Origin of the sequence: Streptomyces sp. NPDC059861, from assembly GCF_042731435.1 — a bacterium.
GTDB lineage: Bacteria > Actinomycetota > Actinomycetes > Streptomycetales > Streptomycetaceae > Streptomyces.
In genome coordinates, this window is record NZ_JBHWJQ010000018.1 from 78,438 (window position 1) to 104,279 (window position 25,842).

Genomic DNA, 25,842 nt, shown 5'->3' on the forward strand with positions numbered 1-25,842 from the left:
CCGAGATCGGCAGCGGCCGGACGCGAAGGAGGCCCCGCGGTGGGTGAGCTCCAGGAGGCCGCTGCCGAGCCGGATCGCCCGCGCGCGGCGGGCGAGGGCGTCGTTCAAGGGCTGAGCAGGCGCAGCACACCGCCGCCCGCCCACGGAGGGCCACCGTAGAAAGGCACCGCATGGCCTCCACCACCGCGCACGGCGCCGAGTCGGGCTACGACCACGTCATCGTCGGCGGCGGCACCGCCGGCTGCGTGCTCGCCGCCCGTCTGACCGAGGACCCCGACTGCCGGGTCTGCGTCATCGAGGGCGGCCCCAGTGACGTCGGCGACGAACGCATCCTGCGGCTGCGCAACTGGATCAACCTGCTCGGCTCGGAGTTCGACTACGGATACACCACCGTCGAGCAACCGCGCGGCAGCTCCCACATCCTGCACTCACGGGCCCGCGTGCTCGGCGGCTGCTCCTCCCACAACACGCTGATCAGCTTCCTGCCGCTGCCGCAGGACCTCGACGACTGGGTCGAGCGGGGATGCTCCGGCTGGGACCCGGCGACGATCCTGCCCTACCGCGGCCGGCTGCTCACCGAGATCGTCCCGGTGGCCGAGGCCGACCGCAATCCCATCGCCGAGGACTTCGTCACCGCGGCCTCACGTGCCCTCGGCGTCCCCGTGATCGACGACTTCAACGCCGAGCCCTTCGCCGACGGCACCGGCTTCTTCTCGCTGGCCTATCAGCCGGAGGGCAACCTGCGCGCCTCCGCGTCCGTCGCGTACCTCCACCCCGTCATGGACCGGCCCAACCTCACCCTGCTCCTGGAGACCTGGGCCCATCAGCTGCTCCCCGACGGGTCGGGGCGGCTCACCCGCGTCGCCGTCCGCGATGCCGACGGCCGGCCCGCCACCGTGCGCGCCGAGCGCGAACTCCTGCTGTGCGCCGGCGCCATCGACACGCCTCGTCTGCTGATGCTCTCCGGCATCGGGCCCGCCGACGCCCTGCGCGACCTGGGCATCGAGGTGCGGTCCGACCTGCCCGGAGTGGGGGAGAACCTGCTGGACCACCCCGAGTCCGTGATCGTCTGGGAGACCGCCGGGCCGCTGCCACCCAACTCGGCGATGGACTCCGACGCCGGTCTGTTCCTGCGCCGGGACAAGGACCAGCCGCGGCCGGACCTGATGTTCCACTTCTACCAGGTGCCGTTCACCGTCAACACCGAACGTCTGGGCTACCCCGTGCCGCGGCACGGGGTGTGCATGACGCCGAACGTGCCGCGCGCCCGCTCCACCGGCCGCATGTGGCTGCGCAGCGCCGACCCCGCCGAACATCCCGCCCTCGACTTCCGGTACTTCACCGACCCCGACGGCCATGACGAGCGCACCGTCGTGGACGGTCTGAAGGTCGCCCGCGAGGTCGCCGCCACCGCCCCGCTGCGCGACTGGCTGGTGCGCGAGGTCGCGCCCGGCCCGGATGTCGTCTCCGACGCCGACCTCTCGGAGTACGGACGCCGCGCGGCGCACACCGTGTACCACCCGGCCGGCACCTGCCGCATGGGCGCCCCGGCCGACCCGACGGCCGTGTGCGACCCGGAGTTGCGACTGCGGGGCGTCGAGGGCGTGCGGATCGTCGACGCGTCGGTGTTCCCGACGATGCCCACCATCAACCCCATGGTGACCGTCCTGCTCGCCGCCGAACGCGCCGCCGACCTCATCACCGGCCGCCCCGGTCCCGCGGGCCGGCAGGCCGGACGGTGACCGGTCCGCGGCCCGCCGCGCCGACGTCCGGCACCCCCGAGGGAGAGCCCGGCTCGGAGTTCCGCAAGGACATGGGCCCCTGGGCCAACTTCGCCCTCGGCTTCACCTACCTCTCCCCGGTGGTGAGCACCTACACGCTCTTCGGTACCGCTCTCTCCACCGGCGGACCCCCGATGATCTGGGCGTTCGTGCTCGCCGGATGCGGGCAGTTCCTCGTCGCGCTGATCTTCGGCGAGATCGTGGCCCAGTACCCCATCGCCGGCGGTGTCTACCCCTGGGCCCGGCGGCTGTGGGGCAAGCGCTGGGCGTGGATGACCGGCTGGGTGTACATGTGGGCGCTGCTGGTGACCATCACCTCCGTCGCCTACGGCGCCGGCCCCTACATCGCCATCCTCCTCGGTTTCGCCCCCACCGTGCACACCACCGTGCTGTGCACCGCGGTCCTCATCGTCGTCGCCGTCCTCATCAACTACGCGGGCACCAAGGCACTGTCGGCGGCGGCCCTGATCGGTTTCGTCGGCGAACTCGTCGGCGCCCTCGTCGTCGGCGTCTACCTGCTGGTCACCCACCGCCACCACGGGCTCGGGGTCATCTTCGACACCTACGGCACCCAAGGGAACGGCTCCTACCTGCCGGCGTTCCTGGCGGCGGCCATCATCGGCTTCTACCAGTACTACGGTTTCGAGGCGTGCGGCGACACCGCCGAGGAGGTCGCCCACCCCGGGAACGTCATCCCCCGCGCGATGCGCCGCACCATCTACATCGGCGGCGCCGCGGCGACGTTCACCTGCCTGTCGCTGCTGCTGTCCGTCACCGACTTCGACGCGGTCATCTCGGGTGAGGACCCCGACCCGGTGGTACGTGTGCTGTTCGACGCCATGGGCGAGTTCGGGGCCCGGGCGGTGATGGCCGTGGTGCTGATCTCCTTCCTGTCGTGCACCATCAGTCTCCAGGCGGCCGCCGGGCGGCTCATCTACTCGTACGCCCGCGACGAGATGATCGTCGGGCACCGCCTGCTTCGGCAGTTCTCCCACGCCCGCGCGGTACCGGGCTACGCGCTGCTGGTGTCCGCCGCGGTGCCCCTGCTCATCGCCTTCGGTTCGCTCGTCTCCGAGGACGCGCTCACCAACATCGTCTCGTTCGCCATCCTCGGTATCTACGGCTCGTTCCAGATGGTGGTGCTGGCCGCGTTGCGCGCGCGGCTGATGGGGTGGCGTCCGCTGGGAGAGTTCACCCTGGGCCGCTGGGGACTCGCGGTGAACGTGGCGGCGCTGGCCTACGGCATCTTCGCCATCGTCAACATCGCCTGGCCCCGCAAACCGCAGGATCCGTGGTTCGAGAACTGGATCGTCCTGCTGTGCGGCGCGGTGGTGGTGGTGACCGGCCTGCTGTACATGTTCACCACCCACCACTACGGCCGCGGCACCGCACCGGCCGGCTGCGCGGTGCCGGACGACGCGGAACCGTCCGCGAACGGACCACGCGCAGGCAGGAAATGACGCGGGCCGGCCACCCGCCGGCCGTCGGGAGCCCCCTCGCGCACCCGGAACGCGACGTCACTGCTCGCCGAGTCCGCGAAGGACAGCAGCGGCGGCAGCGCGCCTCCGGCCAGGAGGGCGCCCAGTTCCTCGCGGTCCCGGTCCGGGAGGGCGGGATCGACCCGGTCCAGCAGGTCCCCGTACGGCGAGCCGGGGACCGGCGGCGTGCTGACGGACAGGTACTCGTTGTCGTCCGCTCGACCTCTTCGGTTACGGGGTGCGGGCCGGGTTCACGGCCGCGAGGCGAGCAGGGCACTTCCGCCACGTGCCGGGGAGCGGTTCGTGCGTCAGTCGTCGCGCAGGTCACGCTGCGCGGTGTACAGGTTGCGCGGACGCACCACGTCCGTGGTGCCGTACAGCTCCAGGCGGGAGCGCAGATCACCGGTGAAGTCCGGTACGTCGATCTGGTCGAACTCGATGACCTGGTTGATGCCGACGGTCGCCGAGCGCGGCGCCAGGCCGTCGATCTTCATCAGCCCCGCGCGGCCGTTGGTGACGCGGATGTTCCAATGGGTGAAGCGCGCGCCGAAGAGCGGCCCGGCGCTCGCGTCGCCGCCGTGGCGACCGTTGTTGTTGACGGTGATGTCGGTGCGGACGTTGGCGAAGGGCATGCCCCGATGGCTGTCGAAGGTGCCCATCGCCATGAGGCCGCGCGACCACACGTTGTACGAGGACAGGCCCTCGACGTTGATGCCGTGCAGTTGCGTGTTCGAGGGCGCGGGGGTGGTGCGCTCCTCGATGGTGAAGTCCTCGACGAGGTTGTCGTGCGAGCCTTCCCGGCAGTAGTAGGGGTGATGGGTGCCGCGTCCGGCCACCCGCGTGCGGCGCACCGTGCACGCCGAGGCGGCGACCAGGCCGAATCCGTTGTCCACGTGCCGCACCGTCACGTCGTCGACCCAGCAGTCGTAGGCGCACTGCAGAACGACGCCGTTGTAGCCCTTGTCGAGCAGATGGGGGGCCTGCGGGGTCTGCACGGCCTCCAGGGTCAGGCCCTCGACGCCGGCTCCCGTGAGCGGGGTCGCGAGAGTGGTCAGCTGCGGCTGCCATTCGGGGCGCACGTCGAGCGGAAGGGGACGCTCCAGGGTGATGTCACGGCCGCGGACGCGCGTGACGCGCACCGGCCACTCGTAGGGCACGTACGAGGTCAGTTTCGTCTTGTCGTCCCAGAAATACGTCTCCGGACCCGGCCCGCCGCCCGCCATGTGCTTCAGAAGGGTGTGGTCGGCGTCGTCGGAGAGGCGGAGCAGGACCAGGGCGCCGGGGCGGAGCCGCGAGGGGTCGGCGACCCGCACGGTCCAGGAGCCCTGCCGGGCGGGCTCGACCGAAGTGAGGGGGCGGAACTCGTCCCGCCGGTTGCCGGTCCAGCCCTCGAAGGGCCACTGCTTCTCCTGGATCGCCGTCACCAGCGAGGTCCAACGTGCCGCCGGGGCCATCCAGATGAGGCCGCCCGCCCAGGACCAGGAGGACTTGTCGCCGCCGTACCGGGAGCCGTAGGCGCCGATCAGTTCGGTGAGATTCCGTGTCGCGTACAGGGTGGTACGGCCGCTGCCGGCACCCCGCAGCACGACGCCGGAGTGGCCGACGCGGATCAGGCCATCGATGCGGAAGGTGCCGGGCGGGATGGTGACCGTGCCACCGCCGGCCTCTCCGGCGGCGGCGATGGCACGGTTGATGGCGGGAGCGGAGTCGGCAGTGCCGTCCGCCACGGCTCCGTAGTCGCGCACGTCGGCCACGACCGGGCGGCGGGGCAGGCGCTCGGCTCCCCCGCGAAAGCCCGCGCGGCCGACGTAGGGGATCTGCGGGTGGGTGTAGGGGTTCCGGGAGAACTCCCGCCAGAGGGTGGGCACTTGTCCCGGCCGGGCGGGGCCGGCGGCAGCCGTGCCGCCGGCCGCCACGAGCGCGGCACCGGCGATCAGGCCGCGCCTGGTGATCCCTCCGACGGGGTGCGCGTCGCTCCCCCGGCGCTCGTCTGGCGTCACGGCCGACTCCCTTCGCGTCCTCGGACTCCTGTGCGGTCCGTCATGAACCTCGCAGCTCCTCAGCTCCGCATCGCATGGCCGTTGTTCAGGTATGTAAACAGGCGGCACATGGGGCCTCGCACCAGGAAGCGTCCTCACTGGCGAGCTATAACGGTGGCCTTCACCTCGGTCGCGGTCAAGCCCGCGGACGAAATAGCGGCTCAGAACATGAATTGTGTTCACAGTGATGAACATCCGCGCGATCCCGGGCTCCTGACTGGCCGTCGTGCTGCAGGCGCCCGCCCGTGGTGGGCGGGCGCCTGCAGCACCGTGGGACGGTGACGTCACCAGGAGCAGTCGGGCACCCCGGCGATCTTCTCGCCGCCCTGGATGTAGATGTTGTTGACCCAGCCGACCTTCCCGTCGGCCAGTTCGACCAGCGTCCACCAGCGGTTGCTGTAGCCGCTGTCGCGGATGGTCTCGCCCTCGCGCTGGCAGTGGCCCTTGGCCGCGGTACGGGAGACGGTCGCGACGACGGTCGGGCAGGAGGCGCGCGAAGGGTAGAAGACGCAGTCCGCGTCCTGCCCGTCGTGACGGACGTTCACGTTCGTCGCCCAGATGTAGATCGACGTCAGGGCCGCCGACGCGTCTGCCGAGGCGGTCGGGGTGGCGGGCCGTTCGGGGGCCGCCGAGGCGGCCGGAGCCAGGGCCAGGAGCCCGGCCGTAAGGGCCGTGGCTGTCATCGCCCTGACGAGGCGTCCTGTGTTCATGCTTCCTCCGGGTTCCGCGCGGCTCAGATGTACTCGCAGTCGATGGTCGGGTCCCCGAGGCTGTCGACCGGCGCGCCGGGTACCGGACTGTTGTTGGAGCCGCCGCCGGCGAACACCGCCGAGATCCAGCCCAAGGTCCTGCCGGGGGTGATGATCTGGACCCAGTAGGTGTTGGTGTAGGGGCCGTCGGTCACACGCCCGGCCTCGCCCCCGTCGACCTGGCAGTAGGCCTTGACCTGGACGCGCGTGAGCCGCTCGGTGGTGGCGAGGTCGCAGGACGTGCTCTGGCACGTACGCACCCGTACGTCACTGGCCCACACGTACACGGACCCGCTCGGCGGGTGCGCGGCCGCCGGCTGGGCGAGCGACAGCAGGATGGAGGCGGCGACCACGACGAGCCCCGCGAGGGAGCGCAGCGCCCTCGGGGCGGAGCGCCGTCCCTTTCCGTCCTCGTGCGTACGTACGTCCGTGCGTGGTGACGTCATGGTCATGGTGGGGTCCTCTCGCGGCGGTGGTCCCGGGCGGCGTGTGCCGCGCCGTCCACCCGTGCGACGGGAGCCGAGCGCCTGCCGTATGACCACCGGGCCGAGTCGCTCGCGGGGCGCGGGCCGCCTCAGCGTCCTGGACCGCCGCCGTCGGGCTTCAGGGGCTCCTGGGCCTCGCGGCTGCCGAGTTCGCGGAAGATGTGCTGCGCCTCCTCCTCGAGCTCGCGTCCCGCCGCCGCCGTGCCCTTGGCCAGTTCGGCGCGGGCGAGGTCCCGCAGGGTGCGGGCACGCCACAGCGGCAGAGCCAGCTTCTCCCAGAGACCGAGCGCCTGTCGCAGGGTCTCGGTCGCGGTCTCCCAGTCCGAGGCGGCGAGGTGCCACTCGCCGATCGTGCGCAGGACGAGGGCCTCGCCGAACATGTCCTGGCGCTCACGGGTGATCTCCAGGCACCGGTCGAGACGTTCCCGGGCCTCGGTCATCCGGCCCTGCCGGAACTCGACCTTGGCCAGGGACTGACTCGCGTACATCACGCCGAAGGCGTCGTCCGTCTCCTCGAAGATGTCCAGGGACCGCCGCAGCAGGGCCTCCGCGCCGGGCAGGTCTCCCCGCGCCCGGTGGCACAGGCCCAGTGAGCGCAGCGCCAGTGCTTCGCCGTGGCGGTCCCAGGCGGTCACGTACAGCCGGTGCGACTGGGAGAGGGCCTCCCATGCCTCGTCGTGCCGGCCCTGGTCCCGGTGCACGCATCCGATGCCGTACAGCACATGGGCCATGGACGCGATGTCCTCCGGCTCCCGGTACTGTTCGAGCGCCGAGGTGAGCAGGGTCAGCGCCTCGGCGAAGCGGGCCTGTTCACGACGGGCCGCGCCCATGCCGGCCAGCGCCTCCGCGCGGCCCCGGCGAACGGCCCGCTCCTCGAACAGGCGCAGTGCCGCGGCGAAGAACGCGTGGGCCTCGTCGAAGCGGTCCTGCTCCAGGCGGAGTTGGCCGAGCCCGTTCAGCAGCCAGGCCTCGCCCTCGACGTCACCACCGCGGCGAACCGCCTCCAGGGCCACGTCGTGCGAGCGGGACCAGGCGTCGAACTGGTTGTAGAGCGCCGCGGAGGCGGCCATCAGGGCGGCGGCGAGTTCGCGGGCGGCGTCGGACATGCCGTGCTCCGCGCAGTGGGTGACCGCGGCGAGCAGGCAGCGCTGCTCGGCGGCGAACCACGCGGTCGGCTCGCCCGCCGGATCCGCCGGCTCCTCCGCGGTGGTGCCCGGAAGGAGCCGTGACGCGCCGCCGGGGCCGCGGGCCGCCGCGCTGCGTGCCAGGCCCAGCCAGCTGTCGACGAGTCTTCCCACCGCCGTCTCGCGCTCGTGCGGGTCCTCGTCGGCCAGACATCGCTCGCGGGCGTGCTCGCGCGCCAGGTCGTGGATGCGGTAACGGGTGCGGCCCGTCTCGTCGGTGCGGACGACCTCCACGAAGTGGCAGTCGACGAGGCGTTCGACCGCGTCCTCCGCCTCGTGCGCGGTCACGTCGAGGAGCGGCCCGGCGACCCAGGCGGCGAAGTCGGGCAGATCCATCAGGGCCAGGCGGCGCAGGGCGCGCTGTTCCTGTGCGTCGAGGTCGGCGTAGCCGAGTCCGAGGCTCGCGCGCACTTCCAGGTCGCCCGCCTGGAGTTCGTCCAGGCGGCGGCGTTCGTCCTGGAGGCGCGCGGCGAGCCGGGCCGGTGTCCAGTGGGGGCGGGCGGCGAGCCGGGCGCCCGCGATACGGAGGGCGAGCGGAAGCCGGCCGCACAGCGCGACGATCTCGGCGGCCTGGCCCGGCTCCAGGGTGGGGCGGGTCGGTCCTGCCACGCGGGCGAGCAGCTGCAGTGCCTCGGGTTCCGAGGGCACGCCCAGATCCAGGTGCGTGGCGCCCTCCAGGGCGACCAGCCGGCGGCGGCCGGTGATCAGCACCGCCGAGCCGCCGCCCGGCGGCAGCAGGGGGCGCAGCAGGGCCTCGCTGACGGCGTTGTCGAGGATGAGCAGGACCCGGCGGCGCGCGATGTGCGTGCGGTACAGGCCGAGGAGCTCCTCCTCGTCGCGGGCGTCGGTGTCGGGATCCATCCCGAGGGCGCGCAGCAGCCGGGCGAGGGCGTCGGCGGTCCGTACGGGCTCGGAGTCCGAGGCGCGCAGGTCGACGAAGAGCTGCCCGTCGGGGAAGAGCGCGGCGGTGCGGTGGCCGACGTGGACGGCCAGGGCGGTCTTGCCGGTGCCGGACCGGCCGGAGATGACCCCGATGGGCGGTGCGGTGCGCAGCGGGTCGCGCACCTGCTCCAGGAGGGCGGTCGCCCAGGCGATCTGTTCGGTACGCCCTATGAAGTCGGCCACGTCAGGGGGGAGTTGGGAGGGCACGGGGCGGCGCGTGCCTTCGTGGGTCTGCTGGAGCCGGGGCGGTGACGATGCGTCCGTGTCCGCAGCCGGGCGGGGCGTCGCCTCCCCCGTGGGTCCGGGGCTCTGTCCGGCAGGGCCCTGTCCGACGGGGCTCCGTCCGGCGTGGCCCTGTGCCGCGGGAGGAGTCACGCGGCGGGCCGGGGGCCCCAGCACCGTGGTGTCGGCCTGGAGCAGGGCCCGGTGCAGTGCCCGCAGTTCCGGGCCGGGGTCGAGGCCCAGTTCGGTACGGAGCAGCCGGCGGCCCTCGTCGTAGCAGCGCAGCGCGTCGGCGACGCGGCCGGTGCGGAACAGCGCGGTCATCAACTGGCCGCGTGGGCGCTCCCGCAGGGGGTGGGCGGCGACGTGTGCGACGAGTTCGGCGACGAGATCCGTGCGGCGGTCCAGGTCCAGCTCGGCGGCGAAGCGGAACTCCTGTGCCTCCAGTCGCTGTTCTGTCAGGCGCATGGCTTCGACGCGGGCGAAGCTCTGGCCGAGCCCTTCCAGCGCGTCCTGTCCGCGCCACAGACGCACCGCCCTGTGGAGGATGTCGACGGCTTCCTCGGCCCGCCCTTCGAGGGCCGCGCTCCGGCCGGCCGTGAAAGTGTCCTCGAAGCATCGGGCGTCCACGGCGGAGGGCGGGAACTCGGCGACGTAGCCCGGGGATCGGGTGCGGATCGCGTCACCGCCCTCCCGGCCGGCGAGGGCGCGGCGCAGTCCGGAGACGTGCGAGGCGACGAGTGCCCGCGCGGTGGCGGGCGGCTCCTCCTCCCAGACGAGGTCGACCAGCCGTTCTGCGGACAGGACCTCACCGAGATGCACGACGAGAGCCGCGAGTATCGCTGTCGGTTTCGCACCGTTCAGCGAAATCCGCTGCCCCCCGCTCGACACTTCGACCGGACCCAGAAGGCGAACGTCCACCGTGTCCCCCGAATTCACGTTCCCGCGAGTCAGGGACAACATACCGGCACCTGCCGACAGGCATGCCTCACACCGCACTGCCCTTCTTCTCTCGGCAGCGCGGTAGGACGGAAAGTGGCCGGAAATCACTGGGTGTCCGGTGAGAATTCCCCCCGATTCGTAGAAGAGGTTGTCCGACTTCCAACCTGTGGACGGAAGGAGGCGCCCCTCCGTATGAGCGGTTTCCGAAGTGACGCATACGGCCGGCCCCCGGGGACCGTCATCCGGGCGCATCGACGACCTCACACGGACCAACCGGAGGGCTCCATGACCGGATCGACGACCAAGCGAACCAGCCGACTGCGCCGCACGGCGGCTGCCGCGGTGGCGGCCTGCGGCGCCGGACTGTCCCTGATCGCGGCCGCGCCGGCTCCGCAGGCCCCGCAGGCCCCGCAGGCCCCGGAGACGACCAGGGTCTACGTCTGGGGGACGGACGTGAACATGCGCGCGTGCGCCGCGTTCTCGTGCCCGCCCTACAGTGGTGTCAAGGTCAGCCGGATGTATGTCACGGCGTACTGCCAGAACACAGGTGACACCGTCAAGGACGGTCCCTACGAGAACAATTACTGGGTCCAGGTGGACGCCGGCGGGCCCCGTGGCTGGATCAGCGCGGTGTACGTGCGGGGGGGCGGCAATTACGACCCCATTCCCGGAGTTTCCGAGAACTTCGAGGACTGCTTCTGACCAAGTCCGGGCACGGGCGCGGCTCCCAGGTCCATCCGGCGGGCGGTGCGCGGGGCGATGACGGGCCATTAGGGCCACTTCGCCCCGCGTACCGCCCGTTTCTCGTATCACCCGCTCCGCGTCGACCCTGCAAAGCGGTTCAGCCGACCTGCAAAGCGGTGCAACGGGCAGCTCTGCAGCCGACCCTGCAGAGAGCTCTGCAGAGAGCTCTGCAGCGGATCTGCAGCGATCCTGCAGAGCGCACCGCCACGCTGTGAGCGTGACGGACATCATCCTGCTTTCGGACCACCGGGTGGCCGGGACCCAAGTCGACGACAACGGCGAGCCCTTGGTCGACGCCCGGGAGGTCGACGCCCTGCGGGTCGACACCCGGCAGGCCGACGCCGACGGCTCGTACGCGCATGTCAGGGCCGGCGTCCTGGGCCGGCTCCTGCTCGCCCAGGACGCGCTGCCCTCGGGCATCCGCCTGCTGATGGTGGAGGGCTTCCGGCCGGCCGCGCTGCAACGCCGCTACTTCGACGAGTACGCGACCACCCTGCGCACCGCCCATCCGGACGCGCGACCGGACCGGATCCGGGAGCTGGCCAGCGCCTACATCTCGCCTCCGGAGGTCGCCCCGCACGTGAGCGGCGGCGCGGTGGACCTGACGCTGTGCACCGCGGACGGTGTGGAACTCCCCCTCGGTACAGAGGTCAACGCCACCCCCGAGGAGAGCGGGGGCCGGTGCCGCACCGGCGCGTCCGGCATCGGCCCCGAGTCCCGGGCCAACCGGGCGGTGTTGAGCCGGGCGATGACGGCGGCGGGGTTCGTCAACTATCCGACGGAGTGGTGGCACTGGTCCCACGGAGACCGGTACTGGGCGCTCATGACCGCGGCGCCGACGGCCAAGTACGGGCCCGCCACGCCGCGCCGCCCGTAACGCCGCGGCCCCGCAGGAACACGCAGGTCCCACCGCAGTACCAGACAGACGGACCCCGGGGGAACACCATGGAAAGCACCTGCATCGCTCCGACGATGACGAGCAAGTCGTCCCTCGCCGTGGAGAACACGGACACGAGCACGACGACCGTCACCCACCACATGACCGCGGCCGAGTTCGACGAGGCCTTCACCGCCGTGATGCCGAGACTGCGGCGCCGGCTGCTGGTCCTGACCGGCAATCCGCACGACGCCGACGACCTGCTGCAGGAGACGTATCTGAGGCTCTCCCGGCGGGCGCGCGCCCGGACCCTGGTGCGGCAGCAGCAGCCGTACGCCTACACCTGCGCGGCGGCGCTGAACCTGCTGCGCGACCAGTGGCGCCACCCCTCGCGCCAGGAGCGCTCCACCGACCGGCTGCCCGAGCCTAGCTGGGACGGCGGCTTCGCGAGCAGGGAGGCCGAGGCGGTGGCGACCGCGCTGCTGCGCGGGCTCTCCCCGAAGGAGGCGGCCGCCGTGATCCTGGTCGACATCGAGGGTCTGACCCACGACATGGCGGGCGAGCGCCTCGGCGCCCACCGCGGCACCGTGCAGCGCAACCGGATGCGCGGACTCGCCAAGATCCGCGCCGCACTCGACGCATACGAACCGGCCTCCGCGCCCGTCTCCTCCACGAAGGCCGACGGGCCCGCGCGGCCCACGCCCACGGTGTGACCGGCGACGGCCCGAGGCAGACCGACCGACTGCCCGGCTCCGCCTACCCGTCGTACGCCCCGCACGCCCAGGACTCGTCCGTGAACCACGAGCCCGTACACCACTCACCCGTACCCGACTCATCCGCACAGCGCTCGAACCACATCAGGGGGACCCGCATGCGCCGCACGAACCGCACACTGGCGATGGCAGGAGGACTGCTGCTCGCCACCACGTTGAGCTGTACCGGGACCGCGCTGGCCGCCGCGGCACCGGCTCCGTCGACGACCGTGGCCGCCGCCGGCTGCCGCGCCCTGGCGAGCGCGTCGGCCCAGGCGCAGGCGATCGTCGACGCCGCGTGCTCGCAGATCGGCGTGCCGTACTCGTGGGGCGGCGGCTCCATCCACGGGCCGACGTACGGTCAGGACTACCCCGGCGGCGGCCCCGGCGCCCACGACAGCCAGGTGAAGGGCTTCGACTGCTCGCACCTGGTGCAGTACGCGGCCTGGCAGGGAGCCGGGATCGCCCTGCCCGAAGGGTCCTGGAACCAGGCCCAGTGGAGCGGCGCCACCGCCCGGTTCGGCCGCGACGAGGGCCTCGGCCCGTTGCAGCCTGGCGACCTGCTGCTGTGGGCGTCGAACCCGGGCAACCTGGGCAGCGTCCATCACATCGCCATCTACCTGGGCGGCGGCAAGATGGTCGAGGCCCGCGAGTCGGGAACGCTCGTGATGGTCAGCGACGTGCGGCTGAACGCCCAGTACGCGGGCGCCCTGCGGATCGCGGGCGGCGAGCAGCCGCCGGCCGGCACGAAGCGCTTCATGACCTGGGGCACCGGCGTCGGCCTGCGCCCGGAGCCCGGCACCGCGAAGCCTCCCGTGACCCGGCTGCCCGGCCCGACGGCGGTGGACGTGCAGTGCCAGACGCACGGCGAGATGGTCCACGCCGAGGGCTACAGCAACGACGCCTGGTCGTACCTGCCGAAGTACCGGGCCTGGATCTCGAACATCTACGTCGACGACCCCGCGGCCTGGCTGCCCGGAGTGCCGGCCTGTTGATCCACGGGCGCCGCCCGTACCGGTGAACCGACCCAACCACCCTTTCCCGCACGGAGGAGAACCCGTCATGCGCGCATTCAAGCGCCCCCAGTCCCTCGGCATGCTCGTCGCCACGGTCGCCGCGGCCGGGCTGGTCCCGCTCACGGCCGGCGCGGCCGACGCCGCCCCGCCCGCCAAGCCCGCCGACTACGCCGGCTCCTGCCCGACCGCCGGGACCATCACCCAGGGCTGGCACTCCGGCCACGACGGCGTCGACATCGCCAACAACCGCGGTACGCCGATCTACTCGGCCGGCCCCGGTACCGTCATCGTCTCCGGCACCGCCAGCGGCTACGGCCAGTGGATCCGCATCCGGCACGACGACGGCACGGTCACCGAGTACGGCCACATGTACGAGCGTCTCGTCTCCGTGAACCAGCGGGTGAGCGGCGGCCAACTGATCGCGCGCATGGGCTCCGAGGGCCAGTCCACCGGCCCGCACCTGCACTTCGAGGCGCACAGCTCCACGTCCAGCACCCGCGGCATGGACCCGGTGCCGTACCTGGCGGCGCGTGGGGTGAGCCTGCCGTGCACGCCGGGCAGCGGCACGCCCGGCACCAACTTCACCACCTGGGGCACCAGCGTCCGGGTGCGGGCCGACGCCCGGCTGAACGCGGCGGTCGTGCGTACGCTGACCGGGCCGACGCCGGTCTTCGTGGAATGCCAGAAGCACGGTGACGTGGTCAACGCCGAGGGCTACAGCAACGACGCCTGGTCCTACATCCCGGGGCTCGGCGGCTACGTCAGCAACATCTACATCGACCACCCCGCCGCCTGGCTGCCGGGAGTGCGTGAATGCTGACCCGGCTCCGCGCCGGTGGGAAGGGTGTCGCGGCGGTCGTCCTGGCCGCCGCGGCGCTCCTCACCCCGGGCGTCACCACATCCGCGCAGGCCGCCGACTCGGCGCCCTGCACCCCCGACCCCGACTACCCGGGCACGTACCGGTGCCCGATCTGGGGCTCGAACGTCAATCTGCGCTCCGCGCCCGACCAGCAGGCGCCGGTCATCGCGACGTCGCCCGACGGCGGGTGGCTGAGGGTGCTGTGCCAGGTCAAGGGCGGTCGCGCGGACTACGGCGGCTACTGGCACACCTGGTGGGTCAAGACCCCGGCGGTCGGCATGGCGCCGTCTGCCTACATGAGCGAGATCTTCCTCGTCGGGGGCGGCGACGACGAGCGCGACTCGGGTCTGCCGAACTGCTGAATCCCTCCGATCCGCGCAACCTCGCCGACCCGCGGAACCTCTTCGACCCACTGAGCACAGGGAGATGCCCCTGGGACCAGGATCGCGGTCCCAGGGGCATCGGCGTGCGGTTCAGCACCCGTTCACGAGCGGGGAGGGGTCCTTGCCGACGTCGACGTTGCCGCCCCAGACCCACGCCCCCTCGTACTGCCCGCCGGTGGCGGAGCCGGCGACGTCGTCCCGGTACCGGACGGCGTTCGTCCAGCCGCCGGCGGTGACGCGTTCGCCCAGGTACCGGCAGTCTGGAGCGTCGCCACGAGGCCGTCGAACGCTCATGATGTCGTCCTTTCCGGTGGTCAGTTCTGGCAGACGCCGACGGAGTCGGCCGGGTCCTTGCCGACGTTGACGTTGCCGCCCCAGGCCCAGACGTTCCGGTAGGGGCCCTTGGACAGGTCGACGCTGTCGTGGACGGTGCCGCGGTACCAGACGTCCGTGTGGTAACCGCCGGCGGTGACCGGCTGGCCGTGCACGTAGCAGACGCCGTCCATGTAGTAACGGTCCCTGGTGGAACCGGTGTTGAGCAGCGGGACGTTCTGCGTCCCGGGCGCCGAGCGGACGTTGCTGTTCGTCTGCAGCGAGACGTAGAACCCGGCGGCGCCGGCATGGGCGGTGCCGGTCGCGGCGAACAGGGTGAGCGCGGCGCCGGCGGCGAGGCCCGCGGCGGCGAGGCGGGTACTGCGCTGGGACATGGGTGCTCCCGGAAGGGTCGGGCCCGGGCAGGGGCCGGGTGGGTGCGTACCGGGGCAAGCGCGCCGTCCCCTGCGGGTGGCGGCGGCCTGCGGCCCGTACCCGGGTGACGGGTGACGGCGCCCCGTCGTATGAGAGCCGCGCGGGCACGGGGCTCCTCGGCCCGGTCCTCGTACAGCGCGCTACGGGACTCCCCCCGCCCCGCCCTCATACGGCGCGGCACGCAACGCCGTCCTGCCGGTGGTGCGAGCGACGCACCACCACCCGACCCGAGGATGGCCATGAAGACTCTGAACAGTGAACGTGGCGGGCGCCTCGCCCGGTCCGCCCGTCGTCGCGTGGTGCATGCCGGCGTGTGTGCCGCCGCCCTCGCGGCGCTCGTGGGCACCACCGCGACCGCCGCCTCCGCCGAGGCCCCCGCGCCGCCTCCGGCGGTCCAGGTCGACGTGCCGGCCGGGGTGACGGCGGGCGTCGCCGTCTTCGACCGCCAGACCGGTGCGTTCACCGAGCAGCTCAACACCGCGGGGCAGTTCCGGTCGGCGTCCGTGGTGAAGCTGCTGATAGCCCTGGACGTCCTCTGGAATCGCACGCCCGACTCCTTGCCGGCCGCCGACCGGTCCCGCATCGACAGCATGCTGCGCGGCAGCGACGACGCGGCAGCGAGCACGTTCTGGGCGAACAACGGCGGAGGCGCGATCATCGACCGGATGATCCCGCGACTCGGCCTGACGGACACAGCCCGGCCACCGTCCACCCACCCCGGCTTCTGGGGTTACACGGCCCTCTCGGCCCGCGACACCGTGAAGATCTACCGCTACCTGCTGGACTCCGCTCCGGCGGCGGTACGCGACTACATGCTCGGCAACCTGCGGCAGTCCACCCGCTGCGCCACCGACGGCTACGACCAGCACTTCGGCATCGCCGGCTCCTTCAACCGGCCCTGGGCCGTCAAGCAGGGCTGGTCGGGCTTCAGCTCCGGCGGGTGCACGGCACCGGCCGCGGCGGCGGCGAAGGAGCCGGCCGGTACGGTCGCGAAGGAGCCACAGGCCGGTGCCAAGGCCGGCTCGGGCACCCGGTCGCCGGCGGGTGCCGACGCCGTCGACCTCGCGCGTCCGGCGCTGCACACGACGGGTGTGGTGGGCGCGGGTGACCGTTCCATCGTGGTCGTCTACACCCTGCACCCGACCGGGACGTCCTACGGCAAGGCCTACACGGACGTGGGGCGCCTGACCCGTTCGCTGAACGTTCCCGGCGCCTCCCGCCCGGCCGGTACCTGGATCGGCACCTGGGGCTCCGGGGTCCGGGTCCGCACCCAGACGACGACCACGTCCGGCGCGCTCACGACGCTGCCGGCCGGCGTCGAGGTCCTGGTCGGCTGCCAGAAGCGCGGCCAGCAGGTCAGCGCGCCGCCCTACGTCAACGACTGGTGGGCCTATCTGCCGCAGTACGGCGGCTACATGACCAACATCTACCTCAGCGTGCCGGAGAACCAGGTTCCCGGGGTGCCGGTCTGCTGACCCGCCGATCGGGACGGCGTGCGACTCATACGGCGTGGGCCGACGCGCGGTCCCCCGGGTGAGACGACTGGGACGACCTTCACGTGAGGGAGAACAGTGATGGGCAAGCGTGTGCTCGGAGCCCTGGCCGCGGTGGCGGCTGTCGCGGGTGTGCTGGGAACGGCGCCGGCGGCCTCGGCCGCGCCGAATCCGCCGGGCTGCCCCAAGGGCTACTTCTGCATCTACTCCGACCTCATCCAGGAGGGCCGGCTGGTGCTGAAGTCGAACGGCAACTGGTCGGGCAGGGCGGTCGGGATGTCCATCTTCAACAACGGCAACCCGTTCCCCGGATACGACCACATCCAGATCGAGTGGGGCTGGGAGGCCGGCGGCGGTCACTACACGGACTGCGTCCACTACAACCCCGGCCCGGGCAACTACTCCCAGAGCTTCGGCGCCAACGCCGTCTTCACCAAGGTGACGTGGCGCGGCGAGTGCTGACCCGGCGCCGCCCCTGAGCGGGCCGGCCGCCGCGACCTCGTCCAGGCGAGGAGGTCGCGGCGGCCGGCCCGCATGGCAGCCACTTCCGTGGGTTCACGTCTGCTGCAGCGCCGTCCGCAGCGCGAGCGGGGTCGCGGCCGCCCACGCCTGCGGGGAGCAGGCGTGGGGATACGGAACGGGGCCCGCGGTCCCGGAGCGGGCGTAGCCGGCGATGACCTCGGGCAGGCGGTAGCCGTGCCGGGCCGCCGCCGTGATGAGGCCCTCGGCGACGGTGGCGACCTCGTCGGTGAGCCCGTAGCGGGCCAGGCCGAGGGCGATGACCGCGTTGTCGTGCGGCCAGGCGCTGCCACGGTGGTAGGACAGCGGGTGGTACGGCTGCTGGCCGGCGGCCAGGGTGCGGATGGCCCAGCCCGAGAAGAAGTCCGGTTCCAGCAGGCGCCTGCCCACGCGGTGGGCGTGATCCGTGTCGAGGATGCCGGACCACAGCAGGTGTCCCGCGTCCGACGCGAGGGCGTCGACCTGGCGGCCCTGCCCGTCCAGGGCGAGGGCCGGGAAGTCGGCCCCCGGCATCCAGAAGTCCGTCACGAAGCGGCCGCGCAGCCGGGCGGCGGCCTCGCGCAGGCGGTGCGCGTACGCCTCGTCCCGCCACACGTCCTGGGCGAGCTCCGCGGTGCGCACGAGTGCGTCGTAGGCATAGCCCTGGGCCTCCGAGACAGCGATCGGGCCCTCGGCCTGGGTGCCGTCGGTGAAGCAGATGGCGCCCGCGGAGTCCTTCCAGTTCTGGTTGACGAGGCCACCCGGGTCGGGGGTGTAGACGAGGTAGCCGTGCTTCTCCAGGCCGCCGTCGGTGAGCATCCAGTCGACGGCCCGCCGGGCGTGCGGCTCCAGGCGGACGGCCAGCGAGCGGTCGCCGGTCGCCTCGTGGTGGGCCTGGAGGAGGATCAGGAACAGGGGGGTGGCGTCGACGGCCCCGTAGTAGCGGCCGTAGGGGATCTGCCGGAAGTGGGCGAGTTCGCCGTGGCGGGTCTCGTGGACGATCCGTCCGGGCTGCTCGCCGCTGAAGGTGTCGTAGTCCTGTCCCTGGGTCGCGGCGAGCGCGCTCAGGGTGGCGGCGGCCGTCTCCGGCCGGTAGGGCAGCAGGAAGTACGACGTCAGCAGGGAGTCGCGGCCGAACAGGGTGAGGAACCACGGGATGCCGGCGGCGGGCGCGTAGACCTCCTCGCCGTCGACGCCGGTGACCGGGATGGTCAGCAGATCCACGTCGGCCAGGCCGCGTTCGCAGGTCCGGGTGAAGTCGTCCGTCGGCGTCGCGGCCCGCGGGTGCGGGTGCGGGACGGCCGGGGCGTGGACCGCCGGGCCGTGCGGCTGGGCCCGGACGGTCAGGTGGAGGTCGGCCTGTCCGTGGCCGTCCAGCTCCAGGTGCCAGGTCAGGGTGTGCGCGGTGGAGTCCGGAGCTGTCCGCGCGGGTTCCGTGGCGTCGGGGGCCGGGCTGCTCGTGACGGTGGTCCGGGCGTGCCAGTCGCCTCGCCGGTAGTCGAAGCGCAGTCCCTCGTCGGTGCCTTGTGTCTCGTACCGGGCGCCGGGCTTCGGGTAGTGGCGGTCGTCGGCGCGCAGTTCGAACAGGTCGGCGAAGTCGGCGTCGACGGTGAGGTCGACGCGGGCGGTCACCGGGTCGGGGCGGTTGCTCACCAGGCGCAGGTGTTCCGTCAGCGTTCCCGCGCTGACGGTCTGCCTGCGGAAGACGGTGTACGCGGGCGGGTTGTCGCGCGTGCCCTTGGGGGTCAGGACGGCGGTGGAGGTGTCGTCCGTCTCCGCCGTGGCCGGCACCAGGGCCGTGGGGCCGGTGCCGTCGACGGTGAGCTGCCAGCGGCTGAGGTGGCGGGCGTCGCGCAGGAACACCCCGTCGGGTGCGCTGCCGCGGGTGCCGGTGATGCCGCCCTCGGTGTCGAGGCGGGCGAAGGTGGCGTCGCGGACCAGCTGGACGCGGGTGTCGGCCGCGGTCATGGGGTGCTCTCCTCGGGGTCGGCGCACAGCAGGTCGAGGGTGAGGGCGGCGGTCCAGGAGAAGTGGCGGGTCCCGCGCGCGGCGCCGGTGGTGGGGTCGACGTACTCGGCGAACTCCGACTCCCCCGCCTCGGCGAGGAAGCCCTGCCGGAGGCGTTCGGCCTCCACGTGGTGGCCGTGGGCGCGCAGCCCGCGCTCGATCAGCCAGGCCGTGTTGAACCAGGCCGGGCCGCGCCAGTAGCGCGTGGGGGCGAAGGCGTGGCCGGTCAGGTCGTAGCTGGGGACCAGCTGTGTGGCCGGTGCCGTGAAGTGCGGGCCGTCGAGCGTCTCGCGCAGGCGGGCCACGACGCCGGCCGGCAGGTGCGGGACGACGAGCGGGATCAGGCCGCTGACGCTCCGCTCGTCGATCAGGGTGTCGCTGCCCAGGTCGCGCACGCGGAACAGGCCGGCGTCGGCGTCCCAGAGCCGGTCCACCAGTCGCCCGGTCAGTGCCTCGGCACGCGCGGTGTGCGGCTCGCCGGACGCGCCCAGGTCCTCGGCCATGGAGGCCAGCGCCAACTCGCTGACGATCAGCAGGGCGTTGAAGCTGGGGTCCTCCACGGCGAAGCCGTGCCGGGCCTCGCGGTCGTCGTAGCCCGCTTCGCGGTAGTCGGTCGCGAGGCGGACGTAACGGCCGTAGTCCAGGTCGGTGGGACGGTCGGCGGGGTGGCCGTGGTCCAGGTCCGCGCGCTGGAAGGAGTCGGGCGGGGTGGGCGTGACGCGTCGCAGGGGCAGGTCCCAGCACGGGCTGTTGTCCATGCCGGGTTCCCACGGGTGGACGACGGCCGCCAGGCCTCCGCCGCCGAGGTCGCGGCGGGTGAGGAGGTAGTCGTGCCAGGCCGCGAGCCGGGGGTAGACGCGGGCCAGGAAGCCCCGGCGCCGCGATTCGCCCGCGTCGGCCTGGTGCACGAGCCACGCCGCGAGGGCGTGCACCGGCGGTTGGACGATGCCGGAGGTCTCGGGAGCCGACGGGGCGCCCGCCGCACGGCCGGCCTGCGAGGACCGCCAGAAGTCGGGGCTCGGGAAGTAGGCGTCGTGCGGCAGGGCGGGGTTGAACAGGATGTGGGGTATGCGCCCGTCGGCCCACTGCCCGGCCAGCAGGGACTCCAGCTCCTGCTGCGCGCGGCGCACCGACAGGTGCCGCAGGCCGATGGCGATGAAGGCGGAGTCCCAGCTCCACTGGTGGGGGTAGAGGGTGCGGGAGGGAACGGTGGAGGTGCCGGTCCAGTTGTCGATGAGGACCCGCGCCGCACCGCGCCGCAATGTCAGGGATGCGGCAGCGGTGGGCACGGGCCGGTCCAGGAGGGAGCTCACGCGCCGGACCTCTTGAGGAAGGCGGGGACGGAGCGGACGGCGTCGACCGGGTCGCCGGTCAGACGGCACTCCAGGGCCAGGTAGCCGTCGTAGCCGATGGTGTGCAGGGCGCCGAGCCAGGCGGGCCAGTCGAGGTGTCCGGCACCGGGCTGGAAGCGGTTGGAGTCCGAGACCTGGGCGTGGCCGATGACGTCGGCGTGGGCGAGGATCGCGGCGGCGGGGTCGCTCTCCTCGATGTTCATGTGGTAGCTGTCGATGCCGATCTTCACGGAGTCCAGGCCGGTCGCGCGGATCAGGTCGGCGGCCTGTTCGAGCCGGTTGACCATGTGGTCCTCGTACCGGTTGAGGGGCTCCAGGAAGAGGGCGACGCCCTCCTTGCGGGCGTGCTCGCCGAGCTCCGTCAGCCCGGCCAGCAGGACCTCGCGGTCCTCCTCCTCGGTGCGCGGGGGCTCGAAGGGCGGCAGGCGCCGCGAGAACATGCCGTAGGAGGCCGGCGTCTGGGCGCCCAGGCCGCCGATCTCGGCGATCACGGTGAGCTGGGACTTCATCTGGGCGATCGCGTCGCGACGCAGCCCGTCGTCGAAGGCGCCGAGGAAGTGCAGCATGTCGACGCAGACCGTCGGCATGACCACGCCGTCCTTCCGGGCTTGCCGGAGTTCGTCGAGGCGGGCGGCGAAGTCCAGGTCGCCCTTGCCGCGCAGTTCGATGGCGTCATAACCAGCCTGCTGGGCGAAGTCCCACTTGGCCTGCAGGGTGTCTCCGGGCAGGAGTTGCTCCTGAACGGCGGTCTTGAGCATGAGGGGGCCTTTCAGAGCTCTCAGAATTCCAGCACGACCTGCAGCGCCACTGCGGGGCGCTCGTCCAGCAGCACGTACGCGTCGGCGGCGTCGGCGACCGGGATCACGTGGCTCACCAGGGCGGCGACGTCCACCTGTCCCTCGGCGACCAGCCGCAGGAAGGTCTGCTGCAGGCGCTCGACCGTCCACCGGCCGGACAGCTGCGGGGGCACGCCGCCGATCTGGGAGCAGATGAGCTGGACGCGGTTGTGGTGGAACTCGTCACCCAGCCGCAGGCCGATGCCGTCGCCCTGGTAGAAGCCGGACGCCACCACGCGGCCGCCGACGGCCACGGAACGCAGGGCGTCGTGCAGTGCGGGGTAGACGCCGCTGATCTCGATGGCGAGGTCGGCGCCGACTCCGGCGGTGGCCTCACGGATGCGTTCGGCGACGGCGTCGGTACGGGCGTTGAGGGTGTGGTGGGCGCCATAGCGCTTGGCGGTCTCCAGGCGGCCGTCGAGCGCGTCGACCGCGGTCACGCGGGCGCCGTTGAGCTGCGCGAGGCGGGTGGTGAGCAGGCCGATGACGCCCTGCCCGAACACGGCGACGTCCTCGCCGACGTGGATGTCTCCGGCCAGCACGGCGTTGTACGCGATGGCGCCGACCCGGGCGAAGGCACCGGCCAGCGGCTCCAGCCCGGTGGGCAGGGTGTGGCCGATCATGCGCTCGGCGGGGACCACGCCCTCGCTGCGGTGGCCCCATATGCCCCACACCAGGTCGCCCGGCAGGGGCAGCCCCGGGGTGCCCGCGAGCTCCGGGGAGACCTCGACGACCTCGCCGACCTCCGAGTAGCCCCAGCCGGCCACGGGGTACTCGATGCCGGCCGCGCCGTCGCGGAACAGCCGCGCCTCGGGGTCCCAGGTCCGCGTCAGGTACGGGTTCGTGCCGCGGTAGGCCGTGAGCTCGGTGCCGGCGGAGATGCCGGAGTAGCGGGTGCGGACGCGGAGGTGTCCGGGCGGCAGATCGGCTCTGACGTGCTCGGCAACCTCCACCTGACGGGGGCCGGTGAATTGGACGACGCGTTCCACGGAGGGCTCCGGAAGGGTTGCGGGTTTTCGGTTGTGTCGACAATAACCCCAACTTATGTCTTGTCAACAAGCAAAACTGATGCTGTGATGCGTGCTCAGTAGACGTAAGTCGGAACGAGGACACGCAATGCGCACCAAGAGCCGGCGATCGACGACGATCGCGGTGGGCATCACAGCAGCCCTGGGGATCGGGCTGCTGTCGGGCTGCTCCAGCAGCACCGGGCCCGGAAAGCCAGACCGTGAGATAACGGTCTGGTCCCAGGAGAACCTGCCGGATCGCGTCGCCGCGCAAGAGAAGATCATCGACGGGTTCGAGAAGGAGACGGGCATCAAGGTCCGTCTCGTCGGGGTCGACGAGGGGCAGATGCCTCAGCTGATCATGTCGGCGGCGGCCTCCGGCACCCTGCCGGACGTCATCGGCGCGGCCCCGATGGGCCAGGTCTGGCAGATGTACACCAACGGCCTGCTCAACACGAGCATCCCGAAGAAGATCATCAGCGAGCTGGGGCGCGACACCTTCAACGCCAACGCCCTGGACCTGACCTCCGACGGGAACACCAGCCTCGGAGTGCCCTCCGACGCCTGGCTCCAGCTGCTGGTCTACCGCAAGGACCAGTTCGAACAGAAGCAGCTGGCGGCCCCCGACACCTACGACCGGGCCCTGGACGCCGGCAAGGCGCTCAGCACCAAGGGCCACGACGGCATGTCGGCCGCCACCGACCCCGGTGACGTCTTCACCTCGCAGAGCTTCGAGAGCGTGGCCCTGGCCAACGACTGCCAGCTGGTCGGTGACGACCGGGAGGTCGCCCTCGAGTCCCCGCAGTGCGAGACCGCCTTCAAGACCTACGACGAGCTGGCGCGCACCTACGGCGCCCCCGGCACCCAGACCGTGGACTCGACCCGGGCCACCTACTTCGCGGGCCGGTCCTCGATGATCATCTGGTCGTCGTTCCTGCTCGACGAGCTCGCCGGCCTGCGCAAGGACGCCCTGCCCAGCTGCGCCGAGTGCCGCAAGGACCCGGAGTACCTCTCCTCCAACAGCGGCATCGTCACCGCGATGAAGGGCCCCGACGCCACCGAGGCCGCGCAGTTCGGCGAGATCACCTCGTGGGTGACCACCAAGACCGCCGAGACCGCCGCCTCCCGCGAGTTCATCGAGTACATGATGGGCAGCGGCTACGAGTCGTGGTTCGGCATGGCGCCCGAGGGCAAGATCCCGGTTCGCCAGGGCACGGCCGCACAGCCCGAGCGCTACATCGACGCGTGGCGGCACAGCGAGATCGGCGTCGACACCAAGAAGCCCTTCGACCAGGTCTTCCCCGCGAGCCTGCTCAACCAGCTCGCCGACGGCGTCAGCAACATGCGCCGCTGGGGCATCACCCAGGGCGAAGGCGCGCTCGTCGGAGCCACCAACGGTGAGCTGCCGGTGCCCAAGGCCATCGGTGCCATGACCAGCGGCCAGTCCTCCCCCGCGGAGGCGGCACGCGAAGCCGGCGACGAGGTCGCCGCCCTCAAGAAGTCCCTGCAGTAGCCGCCCGCCTGCACGTCACGAAGGTCCCCTCATGACTACAGCTCCAGCCGGCGCGCCGCAGCGCCGGGACACCAGCCCCGAGCCGGCCGAGCGGCCGGCGCCCCCGGGGCGCCGGCCGATGACCGCCAGCCGTCGCGAGAACCGCGCGGGGCTCGCGTTCGTCTCACCCACCTTCTTCGTGGTCCTCGTGGTGGTCATCCTGCCCATCCTGTGGACCGTGCTGCTGGCGTTCCAGGACGCCAAGCTCGTCGACATCCAGGGCATGGGCCTCCTCGGCGACTGGTCCCTGGACAACTTCGACCAGGTCTTCGACTCGGCCGGCTTCTGGTCCAGCCTGACCACCACGCTCCTCTACACCGCGGGTGCCACGTTCGGCTCCGTCACCCTCGGACTCGTCGCCGCGCTCGCGCTGCGCAAGCCCTTCCGCGGCCGCGGCCTGCTGCGCGCCGCGATGCTGCTGCCGTACGTCGCCCCCGTCGTGGCCGTGGCGTTCGTCTGGGAGGTCGCGCTCAGCCCCCAGTACGGCGTGGTGAACGACTGGGGCCGGCGCCTGTTCGGCTGGGACGACCCCATCGCCTTCCTGTCGACCCGCGAGTACGAAGTGCACCTGCTGGGCCTGCACTTCGACATTCCGCTCGCGCTGCTGACCGTCATCGCCTTCGAGTGCTGGCGCTACTTCCCCTTCGCGTTCCTGTTCATCCTCGCCCGGCTCCAGGCGGTCCCGGACGGTCTGGAGGAGGCCGCCCTGGTGGACGGCGCCACTCCCAGCCAGCGCTTCCGCCACATCCTGCTGCCCCAGCTGATGCCGGTCATCGCCCTTCTGTGTGTGCTGCGGTTCATCCTGACCTTCAACAAGTTCGACGACGTCTACCTGCTGACCGGTGGTGGCGCGGGCACCGACGTGGCCGCCGTCCGGGTCTACGACTTCCTCACCGCCCGCTACGACGTGGGTGCCGCGGCCGCCCAGGCGCTCGTCCTGGCCATCGCCCTCATGATCCTGCTGGGCCTCTACTTCAAGTTCTTCGGCAACAAGGTCCAGGAGGAATCGTGACCCGCAAAGCCGCCCTGACCCGGGCACGGTTCGAGGAAGGACTCTTCGGAGTTCTGCGCTGGGTCGTCATCGCGTTTCTCGCGGTGATCACCGTGGTGCCCTTCTACTACATGCTGCTGCTGTCGCTGAAGCCCATCGACGCGCTGCTGCTCGACCCGGGATCCCTGTGGGTCTCGGCAAAGGACTTCACCCTGTCCACCTACCAGGACGTGCTGCGCTCCACCGACGCTGGTGGTCAGGGCTTCCTGAAGTTCCTGCTCAACTCCGCGCTCGTCGCGCTCGGTACGGTCGCCCTGACCATGCTGGCCGCCGTGCCGGGCGCCTACGCCGTGAGCCGGCTGAAGTTCTTCGGCCACCGCCAGGTCAGCGCGCTCTTCCTGGCCGTCTACATGTTCCCGGCGACCCTGCTGGCCGTTCCCCTGTTCGTCGTCTTCGCCAAACTGGGGCTGTCCTCCAGCCTGTTCGGCCTCGCCATCGTCTACGTCGCCCAGACCGTGCCGGTGTCGATCTACATGCTCCGCAACTACCTCGTCACCATCCCCCTCTCGATCGAGGAGGCTGCCGCCCTCGACGGCGCCAGCCGGATGCAGACCGTGCGGAAGGTGATCCTGCCGCTCGCCCTGCCCTCGCTGATGGCCACCGGCCTGTACATCTTCATGATCGCCTGGAACGAGTTCCTCTTCGCGCTCCTCTTCCTGGCCGCCGAGCCCGGCAAGTGGACCGTCCCCCTGGGACTGGCCCAGCTCTCCAACGGCATCGAGGTCTCCAAGACCGTCCTGATGGCCGGATCAGTGGTACTCACGATCCCCGTGGTACTTCTGTTCTTCGCCGCCGAGCGCCTGCTCACCGAGGGTCTGACCAGCGGCGCCGACAAGAGCTGACGAC

23 protein-coding genes are annotated in these 25,842 nt (G+C 71.9%); 13 read left to right on the top strand and 10 right to left on the bottom strand.

Annotation, left to right across the window (positions count from 1 at the left end; translation table 11 throughout):
• Nucleotides 1–170 precede the first annotated feature (170 nt).
• Entirely contained in the window at nt 171–1,742 is a 1,572-nt protein-coding gene (locus ACFV6X_RS18030; protein WP_385384342.1) for a GMC family oxidoreductase, read from the top strand.
• Nucleotides 1,739–3,241 (top strand): APC family permease, encoded by a 1,503-nt coding sequence (locus tag ACFV6X_RS18035; protein ID WP_385384345.1) that lies wholly within the window; start codon nt 1,739–1,741, stop codon nt 3,239–3,241. Before ACFV6X_RS18030 ends, ACFV6X_RS18035 begins: the two co-directional genes overlap by 4 nt.
• A 326-nt stretch (nt 3,242–3,567) precedes the next feature.
• Here the strand turns inward: ACFV6X_RS18035 and ACFV6X_RS18040 are convergent, their stop codons facing one another.
• From ACFV6X_RS18040 to ACFV6X_RS18055, 4 genes are all read right to left on the bottom strand, one after another.
• Nucleotides 3,568–5,259: a glycosyl hydrolase family 28-related protein gene (locus ACFV6X_RS18040; protein ID WP_385384348.1), complete on the bottom strand. Its 1,692-nt coding sequence runs from the start codon at nt 5,257–5,259 to the stop codon at nt 3,568–3,570.
• A 323-nt stretch (nt 5,260–5,582) separates the two neighbouring features.
• Nucleotides 5,583–6,008, bottom strand: coding sequence for a peptidase M23 (locus ACFV6X_RS18045; RefSeq protein WP_385384351.1), 426 nt, complete (start codon nt 6,006–6,008; stop codon nt 5,583–5,585).
• Nucleotides 6,009–6,031: 23 nt separating this feature from the next.
• Nucleotides 6,032–6,499 (bottom strand): hypothetical protein, encoded by a 468-nt coding sequence (locus ACFV6X_RS18050; RefSeq protein ID WP_385384354.1) that lies wholly within the window; start codon nt 6,497–6,499, stop codon nt 6,032–6,034.
• 122 nt (nt 6,500–6,621) lie between these two features.
• Nucleotides 6,622–9,843, bottom strand: a complete 3,222-nt coding sequence (locus tag ACFV6X_RS18055) for a BTAD domain-containing putative transcriptional regulator (protein ID WP_385384356.1) — start codon at nt 9,841–9,843, stop codon at nt 6,622–6,624.
• Between the two features lie 264 nt (nt 9,844–10,107).
• Here ACFV6X_RS18055 and ACFV6X_RS18060 point away from each other — a divergent pair, with 264 nt between their 5' ends.
• From ACFV6X_RS18060 to ACFV6X_RS18085, 6 genes are all read left to right on the top strand, one after another.
• Complete coding sequence (locus ACFV6X_RS18060) at nt 10,108–10,524, top strand: hypothetical protein (RefSeq protein ID WP_385384359.1); 417 nt, start codon at nt 10,108–10,110, stop codon at nt 10,522–10,524.
• Nucleotides 10,525–10,783: 259 nt separating this feature from the next.
• Nucleotides 10,784–11,443, top strand: coding sequence for a M15 family metallopeptidase (locus tag ACFV6X_RS18065; protein ID WP_385384362.1), 660 nt, complete (start codon nt 10,784–10,786; stop codon nt 11,441–11,443).
• A 161-nt stretch (nt 11,444–11,604) separates the two neighbouring features.
• Nucleotides 11,605–12,156 (top strand): RNA polymerase sigma factor, encoded by a 552-nt coding sequence (locus tag ACFV6X_RS18070; protein WP_385384496.1) that lies wholly within the window; start codon nt 11,605–11,607, stop codon nt 12,154–12,156.
• A 158-nt stretch (nt 12,157–12,314) separates the two neighbouring features.
• Nucleotides 12,315–13,190 carry a C40 family peptidase gene (locus ACFV6X_RS18075; RefSeq protein ID WP_385384364.1) on the top strand — a complete coding sequence of 292 codons (876 nt, stop codon included), beginning with the start codon at nt 12,315–12,317 and terminating at the stop codon, nt 13,188–13,190.
• A 67-nt stretch (nt 13,191–13,257) separates the two neighbouring features.
• Nucleotides 13,258–14,031 carry a M23 family metallopeptidase gene (locus tag ACFV6X_RS18080; protein WP_385384367.1) on the top strand — a complete coding sequence of 258 codons (774 nt, stop codon included), beginning with the start codon at nt 13,258–13,260 and terminating at the stop codon, nt 14,029–14,031.
• Nucleotides 14,025–14,432 carry a hypothetical protein gene (locus ACFV6X_RS18085; protein ID WP_385384370.1) on the top strand — a complete coding sequence of 136 codons (408 nt, stop codon included), beginning with the start codon at nt 14,025–14,027 and terminating at the stop codon, nt 14,430–14,432. The genes ACFV6X_RS18080 and ACFV6X_RS18085 overlap by 7 nt, the downstream gene beginning before the upstream one ends.
• 111 nt (nt 14,433–14,543) lie before the next feature.
• Here the strand turns inward: ACFV6X_RS18085 and ACFV6X_RS18090 are convergent, their stop codons facing one another.
• Together ACFV6X_RS18090 and ACFV6X_RS18095 are read right to left on the bottom strand one after the other, a co-directional pair.
• Nucleotides 14,544–14,747, bottom strand: coding sequence for a hypothetical protein (locus ACFV6X_RS18090; protein WP_385384373.1), 204 nt, complete (start codon nt 14,745–14,747; stop codon nt 14,544–14,546).
• 20 nt (nt 14,748–14,767) lie between these two features.
• Nucleotides 14,768–15,160 carry a hypothetical protein gene (locus ACFV6X_RS18095; protein WP_385384375.1) on the bottom strand — a complete coding sequence of 131 codons (393 nt, stop codon included), beginning with the start codon at nt 15,158–15,160 and terminating at the stop codon, nt 14,768–14,770.
• A gap of 279 nt (nt 15,161–15,439) precedes the next feature.
• Here ACFV6X_RS18095 and ACFV6X_RS18100 point away from each other — a divergent pair, with 279 nt between their 5' ends.
• Together ACFV6X_RS18100 and ACFV6X_RS18105 are read left to right on the top strand one after the other, a co-directional pair.
• Nucleotides 15,440–16,675, top strand: coding sequence for a hypothetical protein (locus tag ACFV6X_RS18100; RefSeq protein WP_385384378.1), 1,236 nt, complete (start codon nt 15,440–15,442; stop codon nt 16,673–16,675).
• A 99-nt stretch (nt 16,676–16,774) separates the two neighbouring features.
• Nucleotides 16,775–17,155, top strand: coding sequence for a peptidase inhibitor family I36 protein (locus ACFV6X_RS18105; RefSeq protein ID WP_385384380.1), 381 nt, complete (start codon nt 16,775–16,777; stop codon nt 17,153–17,155).
• Between the two features lie 93 nt (nt 17,156–17,248).
• Here the strand turns inward: ACFV6X_RS18105 and ACFV6X_RS18110 are convergent, their stop codons facing one another.
• From ACFV6X_RS18110 to ACFV6X_RS18125, 4 genes are read right to left on the bottom strand one after another with little or no spacing between them, the layout of a single operon-like run.
• Nucleotides 17,249–19,159 carry a glycogen debranching N-terminal domain-containing protein gene (locus ACFV6X_RS18110; protein WP_385384383.1) on the bottom strand — a complete coding sequence of 637 codons (1,911 nt, stop codon included), beginning with the start codon at nt 19,157–19,159 and terminating at the stop codon, nt 17,249–17,251.
• On the bottom strand, nt 19,156–20,511 hold the full coding sequence (locus ACFV6X_RS18115; RefSeq protein WP_385384386.1) for a hypothetical protein: 1,356 nt from the start codon (nt 20,509–20,511) through the stop codon (nt 19,156–19,158). The genes ACFV6X_RS18110 and ACFV6X_RS18115 overlap by 4 nt, the downstream gene beginning before the upstream one ends.
• On the bottom strand, nt 20,508–21,308 hold the full coding sequence (locus tag ACFV6X_RS18120) for a sugar phosphate isomerase/epimerase family protein (RefSeq protein WP_385384389.1): 801 nt from the start codon (nt 21,306–21,308) through the stop codon (nt 20,508–20,510). Before ACFV6X_RS18120 ends, ACFV6X_RS18115 begins: the two co-directional genes overlap by 4 nt.
• A 20-nt stretch (nt 21,309–21,328) precedes the next feature.
• Nucleotides 21,329–22,375 (bottom strand): zinc-binding alcohol dehydrogenase, encoded by a 1,047-nt coding sequence (locus ACFV6X_RS18125; protein WP_385384392.1) that lies wholly within the window; start codon nt 22,373–22,375, stop codon nt 21,329–21,331.
• Between the two features lie 127 nt (nt 22,376–22,502).
• Here ACFV6X_RS18125 and ACFV6X_RS18130 point away from each other — a divergent pair, with 127 nt between their 5' ends.
• Genes ACFV6X_RS18130 through ACFV6X_RS18140 form a run of 3 tightly spaced genes read left to right on the top strand, consistent with a single transcriptional unit; the run spans nt 22,503 to nt 25,838 of the window.
• Nucleotides 22,503–23,906: an ABC transporter substrate-binding protein gene (locus ACFV6X_RS18130; RefSeq protein WP_385384395.1), complete on the top strand. Its 1,404-nt coding sequence runs from the start codon at nt 22,503–22,505 to the stop codon at nt 23,904–23,906.
• A 31-nt stretch (nt 23,907–23,937) separates the two neighbouring features.
• Nucleotides 23,938–24,957, top strand: a complete 1,020-nt coding sequence (locus ACFV6X_RS18135) for a carbohydrate ABC transporter permease (protein ID WP_385384398.1) — start codon at nt 23,938–23,940, stop codon at nt 24,955–24,957.
• A complete protein-coding gene (locus ACFV6X_RS18140) occupies nt 24,954–25,838 on the top strand; it encodes a carbohydrate ABC transporter permease (protein ID WP_365456887.1) in 885 nt (294 codons plus the stop codon). The genes ACFV6X_RS18135 and ACFV6X_RS18140 overlap by 4 nt, the downstream gene beginning before the upstream one ends.
• Nucleotides 25,839–25,842 lie beyond the last annotated feature (4 nt).

Excerpts from the sequence above, each read along its gene's own strand:
- ACFV6X_RS18135 (WP_385384398.1), top strand. The coding sequence starts at position 23,938 with ATGACTACAGCTCCAGCCGGCGCGCCGCAGCGCCGGGACACCAGCCCC.
- ACFV6X_RS18030 (WP_385384342.1), top strand. The coding sequence starts at position 171 with ATGGCCTCCACCACCGCGCACGGCGCCGAGTCGGGCTACGACCACGTC.
- ACFV6X_RS18075 (WP_385384364.1), top strand. The coding sequence starts at position 12,315 with ATGCGCCGCACGAACCGCACACTGGCGATGGCAGGAGGACTGCTGCTC.
- ACFV6X_RS18100 (WP_385384378.1), top strand. The coding sequence starts at position 15,440 with ATGAAGACTCTGAACAGTGAACGTGGCGGGCGCCTCGCCCGGTCCGCC.
- ACFV6X_RS18045 (WP_385384351.1), bottom strand. The coding sequence starts at position 6,008 with ATGAACACAGGACGCCTCGTCAGGGCGATGACAGCCACGGCCCTTACG.
- ACFV6X_RS18070 (WP_385384496.1), top strand. The coding sequence starts at position 11,605 with ATGACCGCGGCCGAGTTCGACGAGGCCTTCACCGCCGTGATGCCGAGA.
- ACFV6X_RS18105 (WP_385384380.1), top strand. The coding sequence starts at position 16,775 with ATGGGCAAGCGTGTGCTCGGAGCCCTGGCCGCGGTGGCGGCTGTCGCG.
- ACFV6X_RS18055 (WP_385384356.1), bottom strand. The coding sequence starts at position 9,843 with ATGTTGTCCCTGACTCGCGGGAACGTGAATTCGGGGGACACGGTGGAC.
- ACFV6X_RS18110 (WP_385384383.1), bottom strand. The coding sequence starts at position 19,159 with ATGACCGCGGCCGACACCCGCGTCCAGCTGGTCCGCGACGCCACCTTC.
- ACFV6X_RS18095 (WP_385384375.1), bottom strand. The coding sequence starts at position 15,160 with ATGTCCCAGCGCAGTACCCGCCTCGCCGCCGCGGGCCTCGCCGCCGGC.
- ACFV6X_RS18080 (WP_385384367.1), top strand. The coding sequence starts at position 13,258 with ATGCGCGCATTCAAGCGCCCCCAGTCCCTCGGCATGCTCGTCGCCACG.
- ACFV6X_RS18060 (WP_385384359.1), top strand. The coding sequence starts at position 10,108 with ATGACCGGATCGACGACCAAGCGAACCAGCCGACTGCGCCGCACGGCG.
- ACFV6X_RS18130 (WP_385384395.1), top strand. The coding sequence starts at position 22,503 with ATGCGCACCAAGAGCCGGCGATCGACGACGATCGCGGTGGGCATCACA.
- ACFV6X_RS18120 (WP_385384389.1), bottom strand. The coding sequence starts at position 21,308 with ATGCTCAAGACCGCCGTTCAGGAGCAACTCCTGCCCGGAGACACCCTG.
- ACFV6X_RS18085 (WP_385384370.1), top strand. The coding sequence starts at position 14,025 with ATGCTGACCCGGCTCCGCGCCGGTGGGAAGGGTGTCGCGGCGGTCGTC.
- ACFV6X_RS18050 (WP_385384354.1), bottom strand. The coding sequence starts at position 6,499 with ATGACCATGACGTCACCACGCACGGACGTACGTACGCACGAGGACGGA.
- ACFV6X_RS18090 (WP_385384373.1), bottom strand. The coding sequence starts at position 14,747 with ATGAGCGTTCGACGGCCTCGTGGCGACGCTCCAGACTGCCGGTACCTG.